General features: G+C 38.6%; 14 protein-coding genes. 3 read left to right on the plus strand and 11 right to left on the minus strand.

Annotated features, from left to right (window positions below; all coding sequences use genetic code 11):
• Positions 1 to 252 precede the first annotated feature (252 nt).
• The 8 genes from ADM90_RS00695 to speB all read right to left on the minus strand — a co-directional run bounded on the left by ADM90_RS00695 (position 253) and on the right by speB (position 8926).
• A complete protein-coding gene (locus tag ADM90_RS00695) occupies positions 253 to 1920 on the minus strand; it encodes an acyl-CoA dehydrogenase family protein (protein ID WP_053993156.1) in 1668 nt (555 codons plus the stop codon).
• A 1-nt stretch (position 1921) separates the two neighbouring features.
• On the minus strand, positions 1922 to 3421 hold the full coding sequence (locus tag ADM90_RS00700; RefSeq protein WP_053993157.1) for a class I adenylate-forming enzyme family protein: 1500 nt from the start codon (positions 3419 to 3421) through the stop codon (positions 1922 to 1924).
• Complete coding sequence (locus ADM90_RS00705) at positions 3414 to 3803, minus strand: MerR family transcriptional regulator (RefSeq protein ID WP_053993158.1); 390 nt, start codon at positions 3801 to 3803, stop codon at positions 3414 to 3416. Before ADM90_RS00705 ends, ADM90_RS00700 begins: the two co-directional genes overlap by 8 nt.
• 377 nt (positions 3804 to 4180) lie before the next feature.
• Complete coding sequence (gene argS / locus ADM90_RS00710; RefSeq protein WP_053993159.1) at positions 4181 to 5848, minus strand: arginine--tRNA ligase; 1668 nt, start codon at positions 5846 to 5848, stop codon at positions 4181 to 4183.
• Complete coding sequence (locus tag ADM90_RS00715) at positions 5848 to 6279, minus strand: YwiB family protein (RefSeq protein WP_053993160.1); 432 nt, start codon at positions 6277 to 6279, stop codon at positions 5848 to 5850. The genes argS and ADM90_RS00715 overlap by 1 nt, the downstream gene beginning before the upstream one ends.
• Before the next feature lie 263 nt (positions 6280 to 6542).
• Complete coding sequence (locus tag ADM90_RS00720) at positions 6543 to 7307, minus strand: CPBP family intramembrane glutamic endopeptidase (protein WP_053993161.1); 765 nt, start codon at positions 7305 to 7307, stop codon at positions 6543 to 6545.
• On the minus strand, positions 7304 to 7873 hold the full coding sequence (locus tag ADM90_RS00725) for a TetR/AcrR family transcriptional regulator (protein WP_053993162.1): 570 nt from the start codon (positions 7871 to 7873) through the stop codon (positions 7304 to 7306). The genes ADM90_RS00720 and ADM90_RS00725 overlap by 4 nt, the downstream gene beginning before the upstream one ends.
• Positions 7874 to 8053: 180 nt before the next feature.
• Positions 8054 to 8926 carry an agmatinase gene (speB, locus tag ADM90_RS00730; RefSeq protein WP_053993163.1) on the minus strand — a complete coding sequence of 291 codons (873 nt, stop codon included), beginning with the start codon at positions 8924 to 8926 and terminating at the stop codon, positions 8054 to 8056.
• A 302-nt stretch (positions 8927 to 9228) separates the two neighbouring features.
• On the opposite strand from speB, the gene ADM90_RS00735 reads away from it, so the two are divergent.
• Positions 9229 to 11301 carry a transglycosylase domain-containing protein gene (locus ADM90_RS00735; RefSeq protein WP_053993164.1) on the plus strand — a complete coding sequence of 691 codons (2073 nt, stop codon included), beginning with the start codon at positions 9229 to 9231 and terminating at the stop codon, positions 11299 to 11301.
• Positions 11302 to 11643: 342 nt separating this feature from the next.
• Here the strand turns inward: ADM90_RS00735 and ADM90_RS00740 are convergent, their stop codons facing one another.
• Positions 11644 to 12162: a YwhD family protein gene (locus ADM90_RS00740; RefSeq protein ID WP_053993165.1), complete on the minus strand. Its 519-nt coding sequence runs from the start codon at positions 12160 to 12162 to the stop codon at positions 11644 to 11646.
• Positions 12163 to 12306: 144 nt separating this feature from the next.
• On the opposite strand from ADM90_RS00740, the gene ADM90_RS00745 reads away from it, so the two are divergent.
• Both ADM90_RS00745 and ADM90_RS00750 read left to right on the plus strand, forming a co-directional pair.
• On the plus strand, positions 12307 to 12492 hold the full coding sequence (locus ADM90_RS00745; protein WP_053993166.1) for a 2-hydroxymuconate tautomerase: 186 nt from the start codon (positions 12307 to 12309) through the stop codon (positions 12490 to 12492).
• Between the two features lie 82 nt (positions 12493 to 12574).
• On the plus strand, positions 12575 to 13237 hold the full coding sequence (locus ADM90_RS00750; RefSeq protein ID WP_152927952.1) for a class A sortase: 663 nt from the start codon (positions 12575 to 12577) through the stop codon (positions 13235 to 13237).
• A 43-nt stretch (positions 13238 to 13280) separates the two neighbouring features.
• Here ADM90_RS00750 and ADM90_RS00755 read toward each other — a convergent pair whose 3' ends face one another.
• Both ADM90_RS00755 and ADM90_RS00760 read right to left on the minus strand, forming a co-directional pair.
• Positions 13281 to 19529, minus strand: a complete 6249-nt coding sequence (locus ADM90_RS00755) for an LPXTG cell wall anchor domain-containing protein (protein ID WP_053993167.1) — start codon at positions 19527 to 19529, stop codon at positions 13281 to 13283.
• 437 nt (positions 19530 to 19966) lie between these two features.
• On the minus strand, positions 19967 to 21277 hold the full coding sequence (locus tag ADM90_RS00760) for an HD domain-containing protein (protein ID WP_053993168.1): 1311 nt from the start codon (positions 21275 to 21277) through the stop codon (positions 19967 to 19969).
• Positions 21278 to 21377: the final 100 nt, after the last annotated feature.

Consider the following 21377-nt stretch of genomic DNA (forward strand, 5'->3'; position numbering starts at 1 on the left):
CTTATTTATCTACCATATCTTTGAAAAATGGCTTGACAGAGCATCCATTATTCAATCGATTTTATTATACACGAAAAGAAAAAAAGTCGCCTCCATCTCAAGGCAACTCAGTGTACGTATATGGATAATGAATAGCTTCATATAGCATTTGTACACGGCAAATATGTTTAATTGAATTAAAAAATGACAAAGGCATCGAAAAATTTAAGCTCGATGCCTTTTTTCTATAGTGGAGAAGACGACTTTACGTTATTAGACAATTTCAGAAAAATATCGTACTGTCTTCATCTCTGCACCCATTTGTCGTAATGACCAAGTTTGCTCTAAATATATATCTGCTAGTTTTTCATATTTGCTACCAAATTTTTGTGCCCATTCCACAGCTACGACGCTTTCATAAAGCTGCGCCATTTTTTTCGCCATGTCTTTTGCTTCAAACGTTTTGGTTGCGTCATCTAGGATGCTAAATCGCTGCAATATGTCAGCTAATAACGCTAATTGCTCTTTGACGATTTTCACTAACGGGCTATCTATCAGTGCTGCTAATCGTTCCTCCATTTTCTGCACAAATAATTGATGTACATGGTATTTATCCACTAAACGAATTAACTCCAAGGCAAGAATATTTGCTGTGCCCTCCCAAACCGTTAGCACCTGTGCATCTCTTAGTAAACGAGGTGTCACGAAGTCTTCAATATAGCCATTTCCGCCATGCAATTCAATGGCCTCGCTTGCATAGTGAACGGCTTGTTCTGCTGTTTCCTTTTTCATAATGGCAATATATAAGCGATTCATAATTATATCCTGCTCTGTTCCCTGCCCACTTGTTACTTTATCGTATAGTTGTATGAGATCAAATACAGTCGCTACTTCAACATGTAGCTTCGCTGCAAATTTACCTAGTGTATCCTGAATCATCGGATAGTGGGTTAGCGGCTTACCGAATGCATAACGATTTGTTACATAATGCTTTGCCTCTAAATAGCCACGGCGCATAATACCAAGCGATGCAACCGCATTACAAATTCTCGATAAATTCAGTGCCTCCAGCATATAATAAATTCCTTTATTTTGCTCCCCTACTACATAGGCAAGCGCCCCCTCAAACTCCACCTCACCTGATGGAACAGCTCGAACACCTAATTTATCCTTTAAGCGCCGAATGCGAAGATGATTAACGCTGCCATCCTTCTGTCGCCATGGCACTGCAAATAATGTTAAGCCTTTAGAGCCTGCCGGTGCCCCCTCTATACGTGCTAGCACCATGGCAACTCCACACATACCTGCGTTAGAGGCGAAATATTTTTCACCATAAAGACGATACTCATCTCCATCTTTTCTTGCCTCTACAATATTTGCCCCAACATCTGAGCCTCCCTGACGCTCTGTTAAAAATGTTGCGCCTTCGTAAAGTTCAGTATTACCTGTTGCACAAACATGTGGTAAGAAGCGCTGCTTTACCTCCTCATCCGCATAATGATCTAACAGATAGGCTGTAGCCATTGTTAATGTAACGGGACAATAGAAGCCAGGCTCTGCATGTGAGAGTAAATAGCCCTGTGCAAAGCTATAAACATAATTCCCCTTGCGACCTAGCTGTGGGATATCTTTATGCACATAGCCAACAATACCTGTATTATACGTTTCCTCAATCGTTTTTTTATAGCCATCATTGACCCAAACTTCGGATACTTCTTCACCATAGGCATTATATCTTTGCAGCTTGGGCTCACCCTGTCGATCGGTATGCTTTGCCCGCACATCAATATCACCCGCACATAATTCTCCAAAATCTGTAAGCTCATGCTGTGCATATGTTAAAAGCTCTTGATCTAACATCATCTCTAATACTTTGTGCAGTGTATCATCCTCTGTAAAAAAGTTTGTTGTACGTCTGGCTTCCTGCTGTAATACCTTCATGCTATCTCACCTCTTGCTCCTTTAAGGATTGTTTTAAAATTTTACCTGATGCATTCCGTGGTAGCGCTTCCACTTTTTCAAAAATACGTGGAACTTTATATTTTGCAAGATACCCCTCTAAATAGGCTTTTAAAGCGTTTTCTTCAATATCCTGCTTTGTAGCATAAACAGCCTTCACCGTTTCTCCCCATTGTGGGTGCGGTACACCAATAACAGCCACCTCAAATATTCCTTCATAGCTTAATAGGCAATCCTCAATTTCCTTTGGATAGATATTGACGCCACCCGAAATAATGACGTCCTTTTTACGGTCCACAATCCAGATAAAACCATCTTCATCCATACGTGCTAAATCTCCCGTCTTTAGCCACCCATTTATAAATGCTGCATTTGTGGCGATTTCATCCTTGTAATAGCCAAGCATATTGCCCTCGCCAAACAGGACGATTTCTCCTACCTCATCAATACCTACATCCTCACCTTGATCATTGATAATTCGTAGCTCTGTACCAAGTGGCGCTCGTTGCCCAATACTACCTGCCTTTGTTGCATGCTCTTCACCAAACAATAATGAACCGCTTGGACCTGCCTCTGTTAAACCATAGACACATGTTAATTGCTCTGTTCGGAAAGCCTGCTGAATAAAGCGAATTTCATTTTGAGATAATGGCGCTCCACCATATACCCACCATTTCATCGATGATAAATCAGCCGTTTGTAATCGTGGCATTTGTGCTGTTAATAAATAGGCAACAGGTGCTCCAAAGAAGTGAGTCGTTCTTTCCTGCTCAATGGAGTCAATCAATAGGTCTGGTGTAAACGTTGGCGTTAAGACACTTGTTGAGCCTACAAATACACCTGCCATTAAAAATAAATGCAGCGGTGCGGAATGCGTTAATGGCATCATCAGCAAAATACGGCTTTCAGGCTTTACCTCCATTTCCACAGCAATCATTTGTGCCACCGTTAAAATATTGCGGTAGCTAAATAGCACACCCTTTGGTTTACCCGTTGTACCAGATGTATATAAAATAGTCGATGCATCATCCTCATGAAGCTGGCAATCAATTGTTTGGGTGCTGGCATTTTGAAGCATTATGTCATATTGAAGCCAACCAACCTGCTCCTGCCCAGTTTTAATTTTTAATGGTACAGTTATTTGCTCAACTGCCGCAAAGATAGCTTCATGAACGATAATCGCTGTCGCTTCAGCATGCTGTGCAACATATTGAACCTCCTGCAAGGTAAATTTCGCATTAACTGGAACAACGATAGCACCAATACGCTGAATCGCAAAATAACTAACCACAAACTCGGCAACATTTGGCATAAAAATAATAACCTTATCACCCTGCTTTACTCCCTGCCCAACTAAAGCATGGCTAAAACGGGTCACTTGCTCATCTAAATCACGATATGTCACCCTTCTACCACGGCAAATAACAGCTTCATGTTGCGGATACTTACGGGCATTACGTGCTAATAGATTGGAACTATTCATCATGCATCTCTCCCTTTAAAGTCGCTAATTTTTCACTAAATATGCTATGCAATTGCTGCAATTCATCCTTCATTTGCATCAGTTCAGCTATTTTGCTATCAATCTCTTGGATTTTTTGCTCACCATATTCAACGGTTCGCTCTAATTGCTGAATACCTGAGCGGTCAAAATCAAATAGCAAGACCATTTCTTTGATTTCCTCCAAGGAAAACCCGTAACGCTTGCCTCGGAAAATAAGCTTGAGCTTCGCTAATTCTTTTTTGGAAAAGGTTCGTTGATTTGTCGATGAACGTTGAGGACAAAGCAGTCCAAGTTCCTCATAATAACGTAGTGTACGAGCTGACACATTAAATTCCTTGGCTACCTCCTGAATCGTCTTCACTACCATCTCTCCCTTTCTTGTTGGCAACAGTATATCATTGACGTTAACGTAAACTTCAACAACATTTTTGATATTTCGAGAAAAATATAATTATGAAGCAGCGAGTATATTAAGTGCTAATGCTTACTTTTGTGGTGCTATCCTCCATTTTTGCGGTTCTATTCGCTATTTTCATGATTCTATCTGCCCCTTTGGCAGGACTATCCGCACTTTGCTCTGCCATCCACTGCTTTCGGGGCTCTATCCGCTACTTTTCCAATTCTATCCGTCACTTTAGCAGGAATATCCACACCTGCTCTGCCAGCCATTTACTTTCAGCATTTTATCCATATAAAAAGCTCCTAACAGGTCTAAATTGTTAGGAGCTAAAATAGCTATTACATTTTTTCAGGTGCCGATACACCGATTAAGTGTAGTGCATTGGCAATTGTTGTGCGTACAGCCGTAATTAATGCTAAGCGAGCCTCTGTTAACTCTTTGTTTGAAGCATCTAATACTTTTACCGCATTATAAAAGCTATGGAAAGCGGCTGCTGTTTCTTGAATATAGTTGGCAATACGGTGTGGTGTACGGTGTTTCGCTGCTTCCGCTACTACTTTCGGGAAGTCACCTATTTTTTTCAATAAATCGATTTCCTTCTCTGCTGTTAACAGATTTAGATGTACTGTGGAAACAGCAAAGCCTTGTTCACTTGCTGAGCGTAAAATAGATGAAATACGTGCATGCGCATATTGTGCATAGTACACAGGGTTTTCGTTAGATTGTGATACAGCAAGGTCAAGGTCAAAGTCCATATGAGAATCCCCAGCTGTTTTTACGAAGAAGTAACGTACTGCGTCCAGGCCAACCTCTTCTACAAGTTCACGCATTGTTACAGCGTTTCCTGTACGTTTAGACATCTTGAATTTTTCACCGTTTTTATAAAGCTGAACCATTTGAATCACTTCTACTTCTAACGTATCACGATCATAGCCAAGTGCTTGAATCGCTGCCTTCATACGTGAAATATAGCCGTGATGGTCGGCTCCCCATATATTAATTAATTTATCGAAGCCACGGACAATTTTGTCTTCGTGGTAAGCAATATCTGGCGTTAAATAGGTGAATGACCCATCATTTTTAATTAACACACGATCTTTATCATCCCCAAATGTTGTTGAACGGAACCATGTCGCACCGTCCTCTTCAAATACATGACCATTTGCTTTTAGCTTATCTAACGCTACTTCGATTTTACCGTTTTCGTATAGAGACGTTTCAGAATACCAGACATCAAAATTCACGCGGAAGTTTGCAAGGTCTGTTTTTAATTTAGCTAATTCTAATGCTAAACCGTGCTGACGGAAGAATGCAAATCGTTCTTCCTCTGACTTTGATAAAATTGTATCACCATGCTCTTTCGCTAATTTACCTGCAATTTCAATAATATCCGTTCCATGATAGCCATCCTCTGGCATCTTAGCATCCAACCCTAGAGCCTGTTTATAACGTGCTTCTAATGAATACGCTAAGTTATTAATCTGATTCCCTGCATCGTTTATATAATACTCACGAGAAACATCATAGCCAGCCATATCTAATACATTACATAAAGAATCACCAACAGATGCTCCGCGCGCATGCCCTAGGTGAAGATCCCCTGTTGGATTAGCAGATACAAATTCCACTTGAATTTTTTCACCTGCACCAGCGTTTGAACGACCATAATCTGCACCTTGTTCAAGGACTTGCGACACCACTTCTGTTAGAAAATCTTTACGCACCGTGATATTCATAAAGCCAGGACCAGCAATATCAATCTTTTCAATATCTGTGCCTGCTGTCTCGATATTTTCTAAAATAGCCTCTGCAATGGCACGAGGTGATTTTTTCGCTAGCTTCGTTAATTGCATAGCAATATTTGTTGCATAATCCCCGTTTGCTTTATCCTTTGGTGTTTCTAGGTGAATCGTTAATTCTGTGCCAGCTTCAACTAAGCCTGCTTTTTCAACAGCCTGCGCAATCGCTGCTTTAATAGCCTGTTGTACTTGTTCTACTGCATTCATCATTGTACCTCCGTAAATGTAATGTCTAATGTATAATTGCCAACGGATTGCCCACCCATTAGTAAATCGTACTGTACATGGAAATCTCCGCTTACTGCTTGTTTTGCAAATGTCATTTTCTTTGTATCAATAACAAGTGGCATTGAGCCAAACTCACTTTCATAATGCCCTATTTGTTGTTCAATGATATTAAGTGGTAGCCTCATATTCACGGCGCCAGCACGCATAATTAGCGCCCGCTCATGACCTAGTTTCATCGTTGTGCGGATGGTTTTATCCTCCTGCACCTCTTCATATTTCAAATACATGCTTCCTGCTTTTTCAAGTAGCTGCCCTTTGAGCCACATTTCATAACTTTCGGACTCCCCATCACTTGGACGAATGGTAGAAATGAGCTTTATGTTCACATGCGATCTTACTTCGTTCGCCATAACGGATGCCCCTTTTTAGTCTTTTACTATAACCTTTTTATTATAGGATGAATACTGATATTTTTTCAAGATAGAAGTCAAGTGTACCCAAGTAATATTTCCATCTCCACAAATTACCTATATATTGCAATTCAATTCATGCTGTAAAACATAAGTTAGTTTATCTTTAAATGAGAACTAAAAAAAGCATCTGCTCAAATGAATGAGTAAACGCCTTTGATGTTATTCGTAATAAAAATCTAAGGTGTCTTCCTTCTTTTTTGTTAAACACCAATCTCAGGTTTTTCATTGTTTAATTTCATCAATTCTGTTGTTTCTTTCTTAGGAAACAATGCTCGCCAGAAATAAATTGCGAGACCAATTAACAATAAACAATGCAAGACATACATAGAAACAGAGAGAACATTCGGCTCACTATCAGTCAAGAATGCAATAAAATCATGCGAAGCGTGCCAAATAATCGGGAAAATAATACTTTTTGTCTTTGCGACAATTTCTGCACAAACTAACCCAAAGAGGAATGCAAAAGCTATTTGTAATAATGTCATAAAAAAATTAGCACCGGAAAGTAAATTTGCAAGATGTCCAAAACCAAACAAAATTGAGGAGCCTAAAATAGCCACTTTAAGCCCTTTTGCTGATAAATATTTGAAAACTAGGCCTCGGAAAATAAGCTCTTCACAAATACCAACGGCAATAACTAATAGAAGCAAAGTAAGTACAGAAAAGCCATCTTTTATTGTAATACCATTAAAGAAAGCAATCAACTCAAAAACAACGATAACGACCAGCCATGTCTCTGCTTTAAACTTTCTAAAACCGAAGTCTTGTAAAGAAAATTTGCTTTTTTTCATAATCCAGAGAGTAATTAGAATACCACATGTAAAAGCTGCAAATTGAATCAAATAGATTGTGCTTAAGCTACTTATACTTTTGATAGCTATTATTGCACCAGCTATTGTAGGAAAAACAAGAGCAAGTATAGTAAATAGTATAGATAAAAAAATAGGTGAATTTTTTATTTTCATTTATTTTCTCCATTCAGTAGTTTTTGTTTAACGCCTTCAAAAACGTCTTTTAAAATGCTCTCAATTTCCGAACTATCTAAATCACAAGTATTCGTCGCACACATTGTTGCAATACCGTGTGTAGTTAGCCATATATCTATAAATAGAGTTTTAGCAGAAGTTTGAGTTAATCCTGTTAATTTAGAAATTATTGCTATAATCCCTTGATTTTCTACGTCATTGAGTAAATCTGAAAAGCTGGAGATTTTATATTTATTGGATAGAAATAATAGCTCAAATAGCTTCTTTTCTTCGCGTGCAAAGTTAATATAAGCCAACCCCATTCCTAAAAAAGAACTTTCATGTAAGCCCTGAAACATTCTTTCATTATAAAGTTTGCTAGCCCTTTCATAGATTGCATACTTTAAATCATCCATACTCGCGAATACTCGGAATATAGGCTTTGTCGAACAGCCCAGCTCTTTTGCTAAATCCCTTGCATTAACACTATCAATCCCATTCTTTTTAACCATTTCAAAGGCACAATCTAATAAAATTTCCTCTGTAAAACGTTCTTTTGGTGCCAAATGATTTTTTCCTCCTCTAATAGGTAACATATGTTACCCATAATATATCGACATTTCCCTATCTCTGTCAATAAATTTATAGACTAAAGTTGCTATTATTTCTGAATCTTAAAAGCAATGAGGCTAAAATCGGTCTCGTCCATTACGAAAACCTATTTTAGCCTCACACTATAAAATATTTTATTTTACCCAGCCTAAAATCATTTCTCTTAACAATTTACTTGCTGTGTTTGCTGTCATTTCGGAGGAGTCATAGATGGGTGCTACTTCTACTAGGTCAAAGCCTACAACGTTTACACCACTTGCTGCAATAGCGTGAATTGAAGCTAGTAGCTCTTTTGATGTAATGCCCCCGCAATCTACTGTGCCCGTGCCTGGTGCATGGGCTGGATCTAGCACGTCAATATCAATAGTTACATAGACATTGCGTCCAGCCAATGATGGTAGCACTTCTTTTAATGGCTCTAACACTTCGAATTTTGAAATATGCATGCCATTTTCCTTCGCCCATTCGAATTCTTCTTTCATGCCTGAACGAATACCGAATGAATAAACATTTTTTGGTCCAATATGTTCAGCAATTTTACGAATTGGCGTTGAATGTGAAAGTGGCTCACCCTCATATTCCACACGTAAATCTGTATGTGCATCAAAATGAATAATGGCTAAATCATCATACTTAGCGGAGACAGCCTTCATAACAGGCCATGACACTAAATGCTCCCCGCCCATGCCAACAGGGATTTTGCCATCTGCTAATAATTGCTCAATAAATTTTTCAATTTCATCTAATGAACGCTGTGCATTACCAAATGGCAGTGGAATATCGCCTGCATCAAAATACTTTACTTCCTCAAGCTCCCGGTCTAAATATGGACTGTATTCTTCGAGACCAATCGATACTTCACGAATACGCTGTGGACCAAAGCGTGACCCTGGACGATAGCTTACAGTCCAATCCATTGGCATGCCATAAATAACTGCCTGTGCATCCTCATAGGTAGGATGACTTTTTATAAAAACATTTCCTGAATATGCTTCATCAAATCTCATTAGTATGCCTCCATTATCGTTAAAATCATGTTTTTCATTTCTTCTATTATGGCTTACAGGATTGTAATGAAACCTGTATCCTTTTATCCTCGTATACATTATTGGAACATCTAACAAATTTCGATTAAAATCTACAAAGTATGCTGGTGATGTCGAATGCTAGTATTTCAAGTAGTACAAAAAAAGTATAGATGTTTTTGTATAAAGTGCAATAGTTTTTAGCCAAAATTTCGATTAAAGATAAATGTTCAGACACATACTAACGCTAAGTTTGAAGTTGTAAGAAAACGAGGTGAAGTCGGATGAAACGAAAAAGCTATCATCGCAAGCAAAAGCGTGTAAAGCGTACACGTAAAACCCTTACTTTTTTTGTGGCCTTTGCATCTGCCATGATCGTAGCCATTGTCGCACTACGCATCTATGTTCAAGTGGCTGGTGCGCCGCCTTTAACCGTACCGAAAGCCTCCATTTTCTTAGATGAAAATGAGAACCAAATCGGAGATCACTTTACCAATCAACGACGCTATTGGGTTAGTCTCGATGAAATGTCACCCTATCTAAAGGAAGCAGTCGTTGCTGTTGAGGATAAAGATTTTTATACGCATAATGGCTTTGATTATTCACGAATTGCTGGTGCTATTTTGGTGGATCTTAAGGCTGGCAGTAAAGTACAGGGCGCAAGTACAATTACCCAGCAATATGCACGAAATCTATACCTTTCCCATGAAAAGTCATGGACACGTAAATTAAATGAAGCACTGTATGCTTATAGATTAGAAGTCTTTTATGATAAAGATGAAATATTAGAGGGCTATTTAAACACGGTTTATTATGGGCATGGCATGTATGGCGTAGAGGCTGCGAGTCGATTCTTTTTTGGAAAATCAGCGAGTGATTTAACGCTGGCTGAGGCTGCAATGTTAACTGGCGTACCAAAAGGACCAAGCATTTATTCACCGATTGCTAATTTGGAAAAAGCAACAAATCGCCAGCATGTTATTTTAAAGCTAATGGCTGATCAAGGGGCCATTACACAGGAAGAACAAGCACGTGCAAAAAATGAGCAGCTTGTTTTGAAAAATGATAGCTGGGTGGCAACAAAGTCGGTTGCTCCTTACTTCCTTGACGTAGCTTGGCAAGAGGCGAGTGAAATTTTAAAATCCAAAAACCTTGATATTAGTGAGGGCGGCTGGACGATCCAAACAACACTCAATGTGGCACATCAAAAAGCAGCAGAAGAAGCCATTACGAAAAATATGCCTGCGAATGATTTACAGACAGCGTTCGTCAGTATGGAATCCAAAACAGGCGCAGTGACTGCTTTAGTTGGTGGTCGTGATTATGCGGTCAGCTCCTTTAACCGAGTTACACAGGCGAAACGTCAGCCAGGCTCTACTATTAAGCCAATTTTATACGCAGCCGCCTTAGAAAATGGCTATACACCACTTACGTTTTTAGATGTTGGTGAAACAACCTTTACGTATGATAATGGCAGAGGAACGTATGCGCCTAAAAACGTTAATGGACAATTTGCAGATCATGATATGTCGATGGCACAGGCCATTGCGATTTCTGATAATATTTATGCTGTAAAAACATTAGAGGATATTGGCTTTAAGGAATTTCATGAAATGGCTAATCGTTTTAATATAGGGATTGGTGCTAAAGATAATTTATCCATTGCATTAGGAACGGTTGAAACCACTTTATATGAAATGACAAATGCCTATAATATTTTAGCATCACAGGGACAGCAAACCACTCCAACAACAATTGTGTCCATTAAAAATGCTCATGGTGATATGATTTATGAAAATAAAGATATTACGAAAAACCAAAAAACTGCTATTTCTAAAGAAAATGCCTTTATTTTAACAGAAATGATGACAGGTATTTTCGATCCTGTTTTCAGTGATTATTCACCTGCCACAGGGATTAGTATTCGCTCACGTATGACACACACATATGCAGCTAAATCAGGCTCTACGAACAGTGACCAATGGCTAGTCGGTTATACACCAAGGCTAACTGCTGGTGTCTGGAATGGTTATGATCAAGGCAAAAACCTTACAGCAAAAGAAGATACTGCTGCAACAAAGCAAATATGGATTGATTTTATGGAAACTGTGAACAAGGGCACAAAAAATGAAGATTTCAAAAAACCTAAAGGTGTAAAAGGTGTTGTCATTGACATTGAAACAGGTAAACTTGCAACAGATGCTTGCCCTAAACAACGCCTTGTCTATTTAGAGGAAAAAGATGTACCAACTGAAAAATGCACAAACTTTGATATTCTTGATAGCAATACATGGGGTGAATTTTGGAATATGCTGCCCTTCTCGATTTTTAAAGACGATGAAAAAAATAAACAATAATAATGGAAACCTTTTTTGATCGTCACACGTTCTATATGATGAAAACTCTCGACAAAGTAACAAATAGACGAAAAATAAGAAAAGCTTTCTCTTCCCCGGAGACGTGTCCGTGGGAACAGAAAGCTTTTCTTTTTATGGTACGCGAAGTATGAGCATCATGGGGCATTTGGCTTGGGTTTGGGTTGTTCAAATGCCGCATAGCGCTCATCACATTCGCAATACCAAGTGTCCTAGCTTACTAAAATGTAAGCTCTGTTTCAAGTGTACTTTGTTTCAAACCCACTTTCAACCTAATATCGAAAGCGATTGCAAAATGTCACAGATTGTTCAATCATTAAGTCACTATTCGACAAATAAGTCTTGACGTAATTGCGCTGCACTGCGCTCCCATAGCTCCGGATTAAGCTCCTTTAAAAAACTAGCTAACACCTTTTTAGACGGTGCATCCATATGTTCTACGATAATATGACGCTTCATTGATTTATCCATTTTATTGACATGGTCAGCTAAAATTTTATAGCCACGGCGTTTCTCACGGTTCACAACCATTTCACAAGCTGTGACGCCTGCATAGTAGGGCCCATCCTCTTTATGGTCAATTGTGACCCATACGAGCCAATAGGATTTACCACCCTCTGAATCAGCGCGATTTGTTGTAAATTTAATGCCGCGTTCAACATCACTACGTGCATGCATTGCTCCAATTTCAACAGAGGCTGTTCCCTCCTCTACATCAATGATCACTGGTGATACGTTCTCTAATGAAAGGGAGCCAATGCCAAACCCCTTATGTCCGTCTGTTGGATCATTTTTAATAATGGTAAAGCCCATTTTTTGTTTTGGTTTTTCTTCATTTGTCATACTTAAATATCCTCCATTCTGCTATTATAAAGGAAAGCATATGAACGCTAAAAAGTGATAGCGGAAATGCCTACATGCAAGTAAGAAGTTTATACTTTCTTATAAACTAACTATACAACATTATTCTTTAAAGGAGGCAACATTATGCCATACGTAACAGTGAAAATGCTTGAAGGTCGTACAGAGGAACAAAAACGTGCACTTGTAAAAGAGGTAACAGAAGCCGTTTCTCGTACAGTCAATGCACCCGAAGAAAATATCGTCGTTTTTATCGAAGAAATGTCTAAAAACCATTACGGCGTTGCAGGCGTGCGTTTTAGCGATAAATAATAGAAGCATGGGTAGAGCAATCGCACTCTACCCCTTTTTATAGGGCAATTTGTTATTTCAATGTCAGGATGTGATCGATAGATTGAAGCTCTTTAAACGAATCTTACTTATGGTAATACTGATTATTGGTCTATTACTTATTTTTATTAATCCCATCCAAAATGCAATTATTGATCGTTTGAGTAATCGATTAAGCACAATCGATTATAGTGCAGCAGCTATTGAAAAAAACAATGAAGCGCAGGCAGATTTTGAGTTTGACGATGTACAATCACTGTCCATCGCAGAAGTACTCCAAGCGCAGGTCAAGGCGAGCAATATGCCTGTAATAGGTAGTATTATCGTACCAAGCGTAGAGATGCAGCTTCCTATTTTAAAGGGCGTGGGCAATGCTGTACTGGCTGCTGGAGCTGGCACAATGAAGCCTGATCAACAGCTTGGGCAAGGGAACTACGCACTGGCAGGTCATTATTTCGAGAATAAAGACATTCTATTTAGCCCTCTCTATAAAGCACAGGTAGGCGATCGTATCTATGTCACAGATATGACTGATGTTTATGAGTATCAATTAGCAACCAAAAAAATAATTGCTGCGACTGATATTTATATTCTTAACGATATTCCTGACCAAACATTACTAACACTGATTACTTGTGCAGAGAAAGGTTCAAAACGCCTAGCAATACAAGCAAACTTTGTGCAAAGCTTCCCTTTAGAAAATGCACAGGATATCTTTCAGCCATAATAAAAAGCGCCATCCAAATTGGAGGCGCTTTTTATCATTGATGTTATGACTCTGTGTGACGACGACGCATTAACAATACTGCGCCAATTACAAGCAGTAGACCAACAAAGACAAGAGCTGTTTGGTTGGCTCCATCTGTTTGTGGTAATTTACCCTGTGCTCTTAGCAATGCTTCTAAGCGTTTTGCATCCGCTTTGATTTGGTCAATATCAATTGCTTGAGCTACGAGAGCCTGCTCTTCTTTTGATAGCTTATTATAATTGTTAAGGAAATTCTGATAAGCCTCTAATGTATCTCTTGTTGCATTAGATGGATTATAAGATGGTAATTGCTTCCCTTGGTTAATAACATCCTGTGCAGCCACATTGCCATTACCAGAAACAGTTGGATTGCTTGATCCTGGTGTTGGATTAGCTGAATTCACTGAGTTATTTGAACCTGAGTTATTCGGATCTGCCGGGTTGTTTGGATCTGGATTATGTGGATCCACCGGGTTGTTTGGATCTGGGTTATTCGGATCCGCCGGGTTGTTTGGATCTGGATTATGTGGATCCACCGGGTTGTTTGGATCTGGGTTATTCGGATCCGCCGGGTTGTTTGGATCTGGATTATTTGGATCCACCGGGTTGTTTGGATCTGGGTTATTCGGATCCGCCGGGTTGTTTGGATCTGGATTATTCGGATCCACTGGCTTGTTTGGATCTGGATTGTTCGGATCCACTGGCTTGTTTGGATCTGGGTTATTCGGATCCACTGGTTTGTTTGGATCTGGATTATTCGGATCTACCGGCTTGTTTGGATCTGGATTATTCGGATCCACTGGTTTGTTTGGATCTGGATTATTCGGATCCACCGGCTGATTTGGATCTGGGTTGTTCGGGTTAGGTGGGTACCATCCACCACCACTTGGATAATCAGGCTTAGCCACTGCCGCACAATCTCTTACATGAATCATATTAATTAAGGTATTTCCTTCATACACACGGTACATATTTGGTTCAACCGTATAAGGAATAATACCAACGCCTTGCTCATTTGTTGTGCCAGTAGCAATCGTTTTGTTGTTGAAATTTTTAATCGTAAAGTTTACACCTGGACGGTTCTTGCCATAGATATCTTGGATTGTTAATGTAAATTGCGGACAAGCATTCGCTGGAACCTGCACCTCTGCTCCACATACATTATCAATGTAGCTTACTGTAATGCTACCTAAGAATACGTCAGACTCATTATAAACATCATACTCTTCGCCCTGCTCTAATTTTGCTTTGTCTACAAATTGGATTTGACCATTTGCATCCGTAACACCTGTTTCTACCGTTGCGCCTGCTTTGTTCTTAATCGTAACTTTCACATTCGCACCGACAGGATCGTTATTTGTATTATTTATTGTTAATCTAAAGTCTGGGCAAGATTTTTCAATTGCTTTTCCTTGACAACCATCTACATAAGTCACTTTAACTCTGTCAATTTCCTTACCTTTTGAATTGTCTGGATTTACTTCATAGACAATTACCGTTCCTGGCTCTTGAGTTGGTGGTAATGTAATTTTACCATCCGCATCTGTTGTATACTCTGTTTCAGTGCCATTTTCATCTTCTACAATTACTTTTGTATTTGCCTTCGGTGTTGCACCATCTGGACTAATTACTGTAATCTCGAATTCCGTACACGCACGAGGTTTTTCCACTTCAGCCTTACAATCTGTAGTGTAAGTGACTGTGAAATCCTCCCCAAATGACACCATTCTTCCAGGTTCAATTTCATAGGAAACGACTGTATAGTTACCTGGGTCAATTGTATACAATTGACCAATTACATTTGTAACAAATGTAATTTTACCATCTGTAGTAACCGTTGCTTCAAATCGATCAAGTGTATCTTTATTTTCAATGACTACCTTAGTACCAGCTTTTAAAGGACCATCTTCATTTTTAATCGTCAACTCAAATACTGGACATGATGGTGCTGGTTGGACTGTGTGCTCACAGTTAATATCAACTGTGAATTCATCAATCTTGTTGCCACCTTCAAATACCTCGTACTCTAATGGTGGAAGCCCTGTAGCTGGAAGGTTATCAAATACTACCACTCCACTTGCATTTGTTGTACCAGTGAATTTTGTATTAGGATCTTGTTTATCAACAATCTCGATAGCTACATTTGCACGTGGTTTACCATCTACATCATTGATTGTTAATGTAAATATTTCACATGCTCTTGCTACTGTTAGTTCAGCTTCACAAGGTGCAGTAGATGATGTATAGTCAATCGTCACTGTACCTAAATATTGATTGCCTTCGTACACTTTATACGTCCCTGCAGGCGTTGTCGTTGGTAAAGTGAATTTACCATTACTATCTGTTGTTTCTGTAGCAACTGTAGCATTGCTTGAATCTTTTAAAGTGACTGTTACATTTGGACGTGGGTTGCTATTATCATCGTTGATTGTGACTGTTACTGTTGGACATGCATTTGGTATCTGCACTTCCACTTCACAACCATTACTATATTTCACGATGATCGTAGGATTATTTACATCAATTGGTAAATCATTTTCATCTACCACAGTGTATTCTCCAGCTTCCAATACTGGCTCTGGGCCTATTTCCCCGTAACGTTTCACTATAATTTCTCCAGATGAACCTGTTGTTCCTGTTAATGCTTCATTACCATTACTATCTAGTAATTTAATAACTTTATTTTCAATCTCGTTACCATTTTGATCCTTTATAGTAATCATAAATCTATCACATGCACCTGTTGAATCAAAATTTGTTACAAAGTTTTTCACTTCGTGGTTATATCGCAATGATTCATTAGCATTTGCATCATTGTTTGCACTTAGTACAATTTGGAATTCCCCTGTACCATGACGACGATGATCCACTGGCACACTTGTTTCTTTCACAATATATGTCCCATAGTTGACATTTTTGAATTCAAATTGACCATCATTATCGGATGTCGCTGTAGCAATTGTATAATCTGTGTTGCCTATTTTTTTCACTAATGCAAATACAGCACCTGGTAATGGCTCTTTTTCACCTGTTAATGGATTAACCGCAACTTTTGTGAAAGATAAGTCTCCTTTTATAGCTCTGAAATGTGCATCAGAGAAGCTATATGCCAAACCTCTTCCTGTACTATCATTATCTTTTTGATTATCAGCAAGGCTATCTGAACCTGCAAACTCGATTGTGGCATTATTATCCACTCGATCATTTTGTGCTCCAATTGCTATTGTACGGTAAATTACCTGATAGCCTTGTTTATCCAAGTTATCAAATGTTAATTCAAAACCACCTGTTGATAAATAATCAATTGTAACACCAGGTGTATTCTCCACCGTTTGCCATACTGCATTATTATAAGGTCTGCTCGCTGCGTTTGTAATACCAGTATTCGAATCAACTATATATGGTCTTAATCTCACCGAACCTTCCATGACATAAATACCTTTATTGTCATCAGTTGTCGTCATTCCTGGAATATCTTTTACCTTCGTTTGACCTAAGGTAGAAAGTGATTTATTTACGTCTAATGTCCATTCCATGTATGGATTAGTACTGCTACCAACCGTTTGAATTTGCTTTGTCAACAGTTGATTTCCAGTTGGTATACGGTATGTTGGCTCACCCAAGGTTGTTGTTCTTCCCTGTATTGTAAATTCAGCTTTATTCTCATACATTGGATTAGCCGTAGTAGCATCATCAATACCAATAATATTATCTATATCTTTCGTTTGGTATCGAACAATGTACGTTTTGTATGGGCTACCAAATGTATTATCAAACGTGATTGTAAATTCATTATTTGCGTTTGGTGGAGCAATTGTATAGCCACTTGTTAATTGTGCGCCAATTTGACCTGAATCATCGTCATCAGGGTCTGCTAATGTATACTCATGGATTGTGATGTCACCTACTAATTCATGACCTTTCCCAATCGTATCCACTAATTGAGCTCCATTGATATCTACCTTGTTTGTGTTAATTACGATTGCCCAATCAAAACGTTGAGTCACATAATCGTATTTTTCTAGTTTTTTATTACCGTTTTTAGTTGTAGGATCTGTAGCGTCCGCTTCATATTTATCGCCTTTTGTTAAAGTATATGACTCTGGCTCACTAGTTGACCAATTTGCTGTAACTTGATTTCCATATCCGTTCGCAGCAACCGAACCATCCGCTTCAATTTTAAAATGCGTTTTATATTTGATTACAGCCGTAGTACCTTTTGTAATATTTCCACCAGTAATCGTAAAGCCTGTTTGATTATCTGTTGTTAGTGATTTAGTGCCGCCCGTCATTCCAGATACTATTCGAATTGCATCAAGTGAGCTTGTTGGTGTAACGGCTGAACTTGTATCCCATTCAACTAATGTATGCTCGCCATCCGCACCGTCATATTCAAATACATCGGTTAATGATAAATTCGAAATAGCCTCATTATCTGCCTTTACTTGAATCGTCCAAGTAATTACTTTCTTTTCGAAGTCAACTGTTGCTTCTTTCGTTAAAATTTCTTCATTTAAGGGATGTGAAACTGATGGTAAAGTACTTGTGCCACTTACAACTGTATTGTCAAGTGTTGTATTTTGCTCCGCATAGAAGTCCTTTTCATACTCAGCCTTATAGATAATGCGATAAGCCTTATTGACATTTGAAGTGAATTCAATTCTAAAGCCTTCTTCCGCATCACCTGTTTGAGGGTTCTCTAAATTATAGTTGGATACTGGGGTTGCTCCCATGCTAACAAATTGACCTAACTCATTTACCTCCACCTCGTACACTTCGATGGAACCCTTATCAATCAAATGACGTACACCGTTTACTGCGGGGAAACGGTCTTCCACCCAAGCCTGTGCTTGAGGAATTGTAGCTCTATTAAAGTTGTAATCAATAATCCAATTTGACTCATAGGTATTATTTACTTTTGTTGCATCCTTGCTCTTGGCTAATGGCTGCCCATACGTTGTTTGGCGATTAGGCTTTGTTGATCTAGCTAGTTCAGTTCCATTCTCATCAGTTAATAGAATTTGATTGTGGAATACTTTACTGCCCACTTGCTCTGCTATAGGAAGATTAACTTTTGTTGTATAGTTTAATTTATAAGCATTTCTACCACTTAAAGAAATATCGCTAAAACCTATTTCATCCCAGTTACTTGCTATAGCACTTGTAGGTCCATCTAATCCCATTTCATACTCTGTTATTTCAATATTGCCTACAAGCTCATGCCCCCCAGATACTTCAGGGGTGTTATATGTCATTAGATCTATAAGCTTAGCATTATTTAAATCCTTACCATCACGATTAATCCAAGCTTCCCATTCAATCGTGCGATCACCTGTGCTAGCATCAATTACTACATTTGTTGTAGCTGCTTTTGTTACTGGGTCGCCAGAAACGATTGGTGTGAATATAACTGGAACCGTATATGAACCTGAGCCTGGATCAGGGATCAAGATATCGTGTTCTAAACCTGTTCCTGCACTGCTAAAATCAAAGAACGATTCAAACCCAAATCCAAAAATTATATCACTACCAATTCCTTCAGTATCAGCATCTTCTAATAACGTTACTGTTACTTCTCTCGAACCAGCATTATAATTATAAGAAAATCTTACACCATTCCCTTGTACATCGTCCTGACCAAAACTTTGATTCTCAAGCTGTAAAATAGAATTTGGTAATGTGAAAGTAAAATATGAGCCTGCTCCACTAAACATTTCCGTATTAGCTGAAAACTCAAAATCTGCTCTTCCTCTTACACCTTGCTGAAGTTCCCCTGAAAAGTTCGAATCTATTTTCTGGCCATTCATCGTTAATTCAAATTCCTTTAAGCTCGTTGGGATTAGACCACTCGGGGCCCCCAATGACATCGGCATTGCCATTGGAACATCAGCTGGGATATCCTCAAGCTGCTCTTCTTCCTCTGGAGGCGTTACCTCATCTATCTCATCTGTTTCGGCATCTGTACCTTCTTCAGTATCAGTAGCACCTTCTTCGTCTGATACAACTGGTTCAGAATCATTTCCTGCCTCTTCATCTATTGGTGGCGATGGTTCTGTTGCCTCTGTTTCAGAACTATCTCCTGTCTCTGTTCCTGCTGGTTCGGCTTCATTAGTTGGTTGAGCCTCATCACCAGGATCGCTACCTGTATCCCCAGTATCCGTATTTTCTACTGGCAGGATTGGATCACCCTCTGCTGCAAGCACTGAAAGTGGGGATAAGATTGTTTGAAATACAAGTAGCAATATAATAATTGCTAAATTAAATTTCTTCATATTTCTCTCCTTTACTAAAATTAGAGATACTTGATACTGTTTGTGTGAGTAATAGTCACTATGCTCTTTTCCTTATTACCAAAATTGCCTATCACCACTAATCCCCCTTTATTCAGTTGTCATTATGGCTTAAATAAGCCAACCAGCTTTCTACATTAGGTAATAAAGACTAAAATACATAAGACTTTTCTCACAAAAACAAAAAATAACATTACTTTTGTACTAAATTAAATGCCCATCCTCACCTCCCTTTCAATTTTGTATGTCATTATAACAAATAGACCTGAACAACTTCTAAACAACCTATTTTTTTCCACCTTATTACTTGAGCTACACAGAAAAAGGCACTAAACATTCGTTCATTTTGAACGTGTTTACTGCCTCACGATGTACTCAATTTTTAAATTTTTTACTCAATAAACTTTAAAATTCATCTTTTATTTTCCATCTTTTCTTAACAGCGTTAAAATTTGTTTCTTGATGGCGGCATGTGTTGAAGGATCCTCTAAAAAATCTAAAGGAAAATAAATCTTATGATCACGCTTCATACGACCTGAAATCGAATCAACGATAATCGATTCTCGTGACAGCTCACGCAGCTCACCATTTTTCATTTCTAAAAATATCGGCACACGTACTTCTTCCTCCCCAGGTCTATAAAAATCATAGGGGAGATCTGCAGTTGTATCGTGTACAAGATAGTAATCTGGATTTAACTCGGCCTGTCTGAAAAGCTCCTGTAATTGTTGATATTTTTTTAGCTCTACACCAGGATCTAAGTCAATGTACTGGAATAGCTTACGATTGACAAAGCGACGACTTAAATCGCTTAGAATCGCATCCTCCTCTTGCATCCATAATTGAAAATATGTAAACAAAATACTCTCATCTAGCGCAAGATAATCCTCTAATGTAATCGTATTATGGAAAAATGCTTGGAAGTGGGTCGGTTCATGCTTAAAGGTATAGCCTGTCAAGCTTAGCTGCTTAACACGCTTTAAAATGTTATTTAAAATAACCTCTGCACTTCGCGATACTGGATGAAAATAAATTTGTAAATACATTTGATAGCGGCTCATAATATAATCCTCTACCGCATGCATGCCTGTTGCCTTAATCACAACTTGATTTTTGCGGGGGCGCATTACTCTTAAAATTCGCTCCATATCAAAGTGACCGTAGCTAACGCCTGTAAAATAAGCATCACGCTGTAAGTAGTCCATACGATCTGCATCAATTTGACTTGATATTAAACTAACCACTTGCTTATTTGGATATGTTTTTTCAACTACTTGCGAAACTTTTTCCGGAAAATCAGCTGCCACTTTTTTTAATACAGCATTTACCTCCGTCTCTCCCAATAAAATTTGTCTTGTATAGTACTCATGGTCCAGCTCAAAAACATTTTCAAAAGCATGTGAGAACGGTCCATGCCCTAAATCGTGTAATAGGGCTGCACACAGTACTAGTAGACGCTCATTTTCATCCCATTCAGAACGGCCAGCAAAAATATCATCTACAATGCGGCGGACAATTTCATAAACACCTAGAGAATGACTAAAGCGGCTATGTTCAGCTCCATGAAAGACTAGAAAAGTTGTGCCAAGCTGACGAATTCTACGTAAACGCTGAAATTCTCTTGTCCCTACCAAATCCCATATTACTTGATCCCGTACATGCACATATCGATGAACAGGGTCTTTAAATACCTTCTCTTCTTGCAATTTAGCATTTGCATAATGTGTCATCTGTACAGCACCCCCATTTTGTTATAGTTCTATTATATGCGATAAACCTAGGACTAGCATACTTATTAAATATTTTCTATAGATACTAACAACCTATTTT

The organism is Lysinibacillus macroides, assembly GCF_001281525.1.
GTDB classification, from domain to species: Bacteria; Bacillota; Bacilli; order Bacillales_A; family Planococcaceae; genus Lysinibacillus; species Lysinibacillus macroides.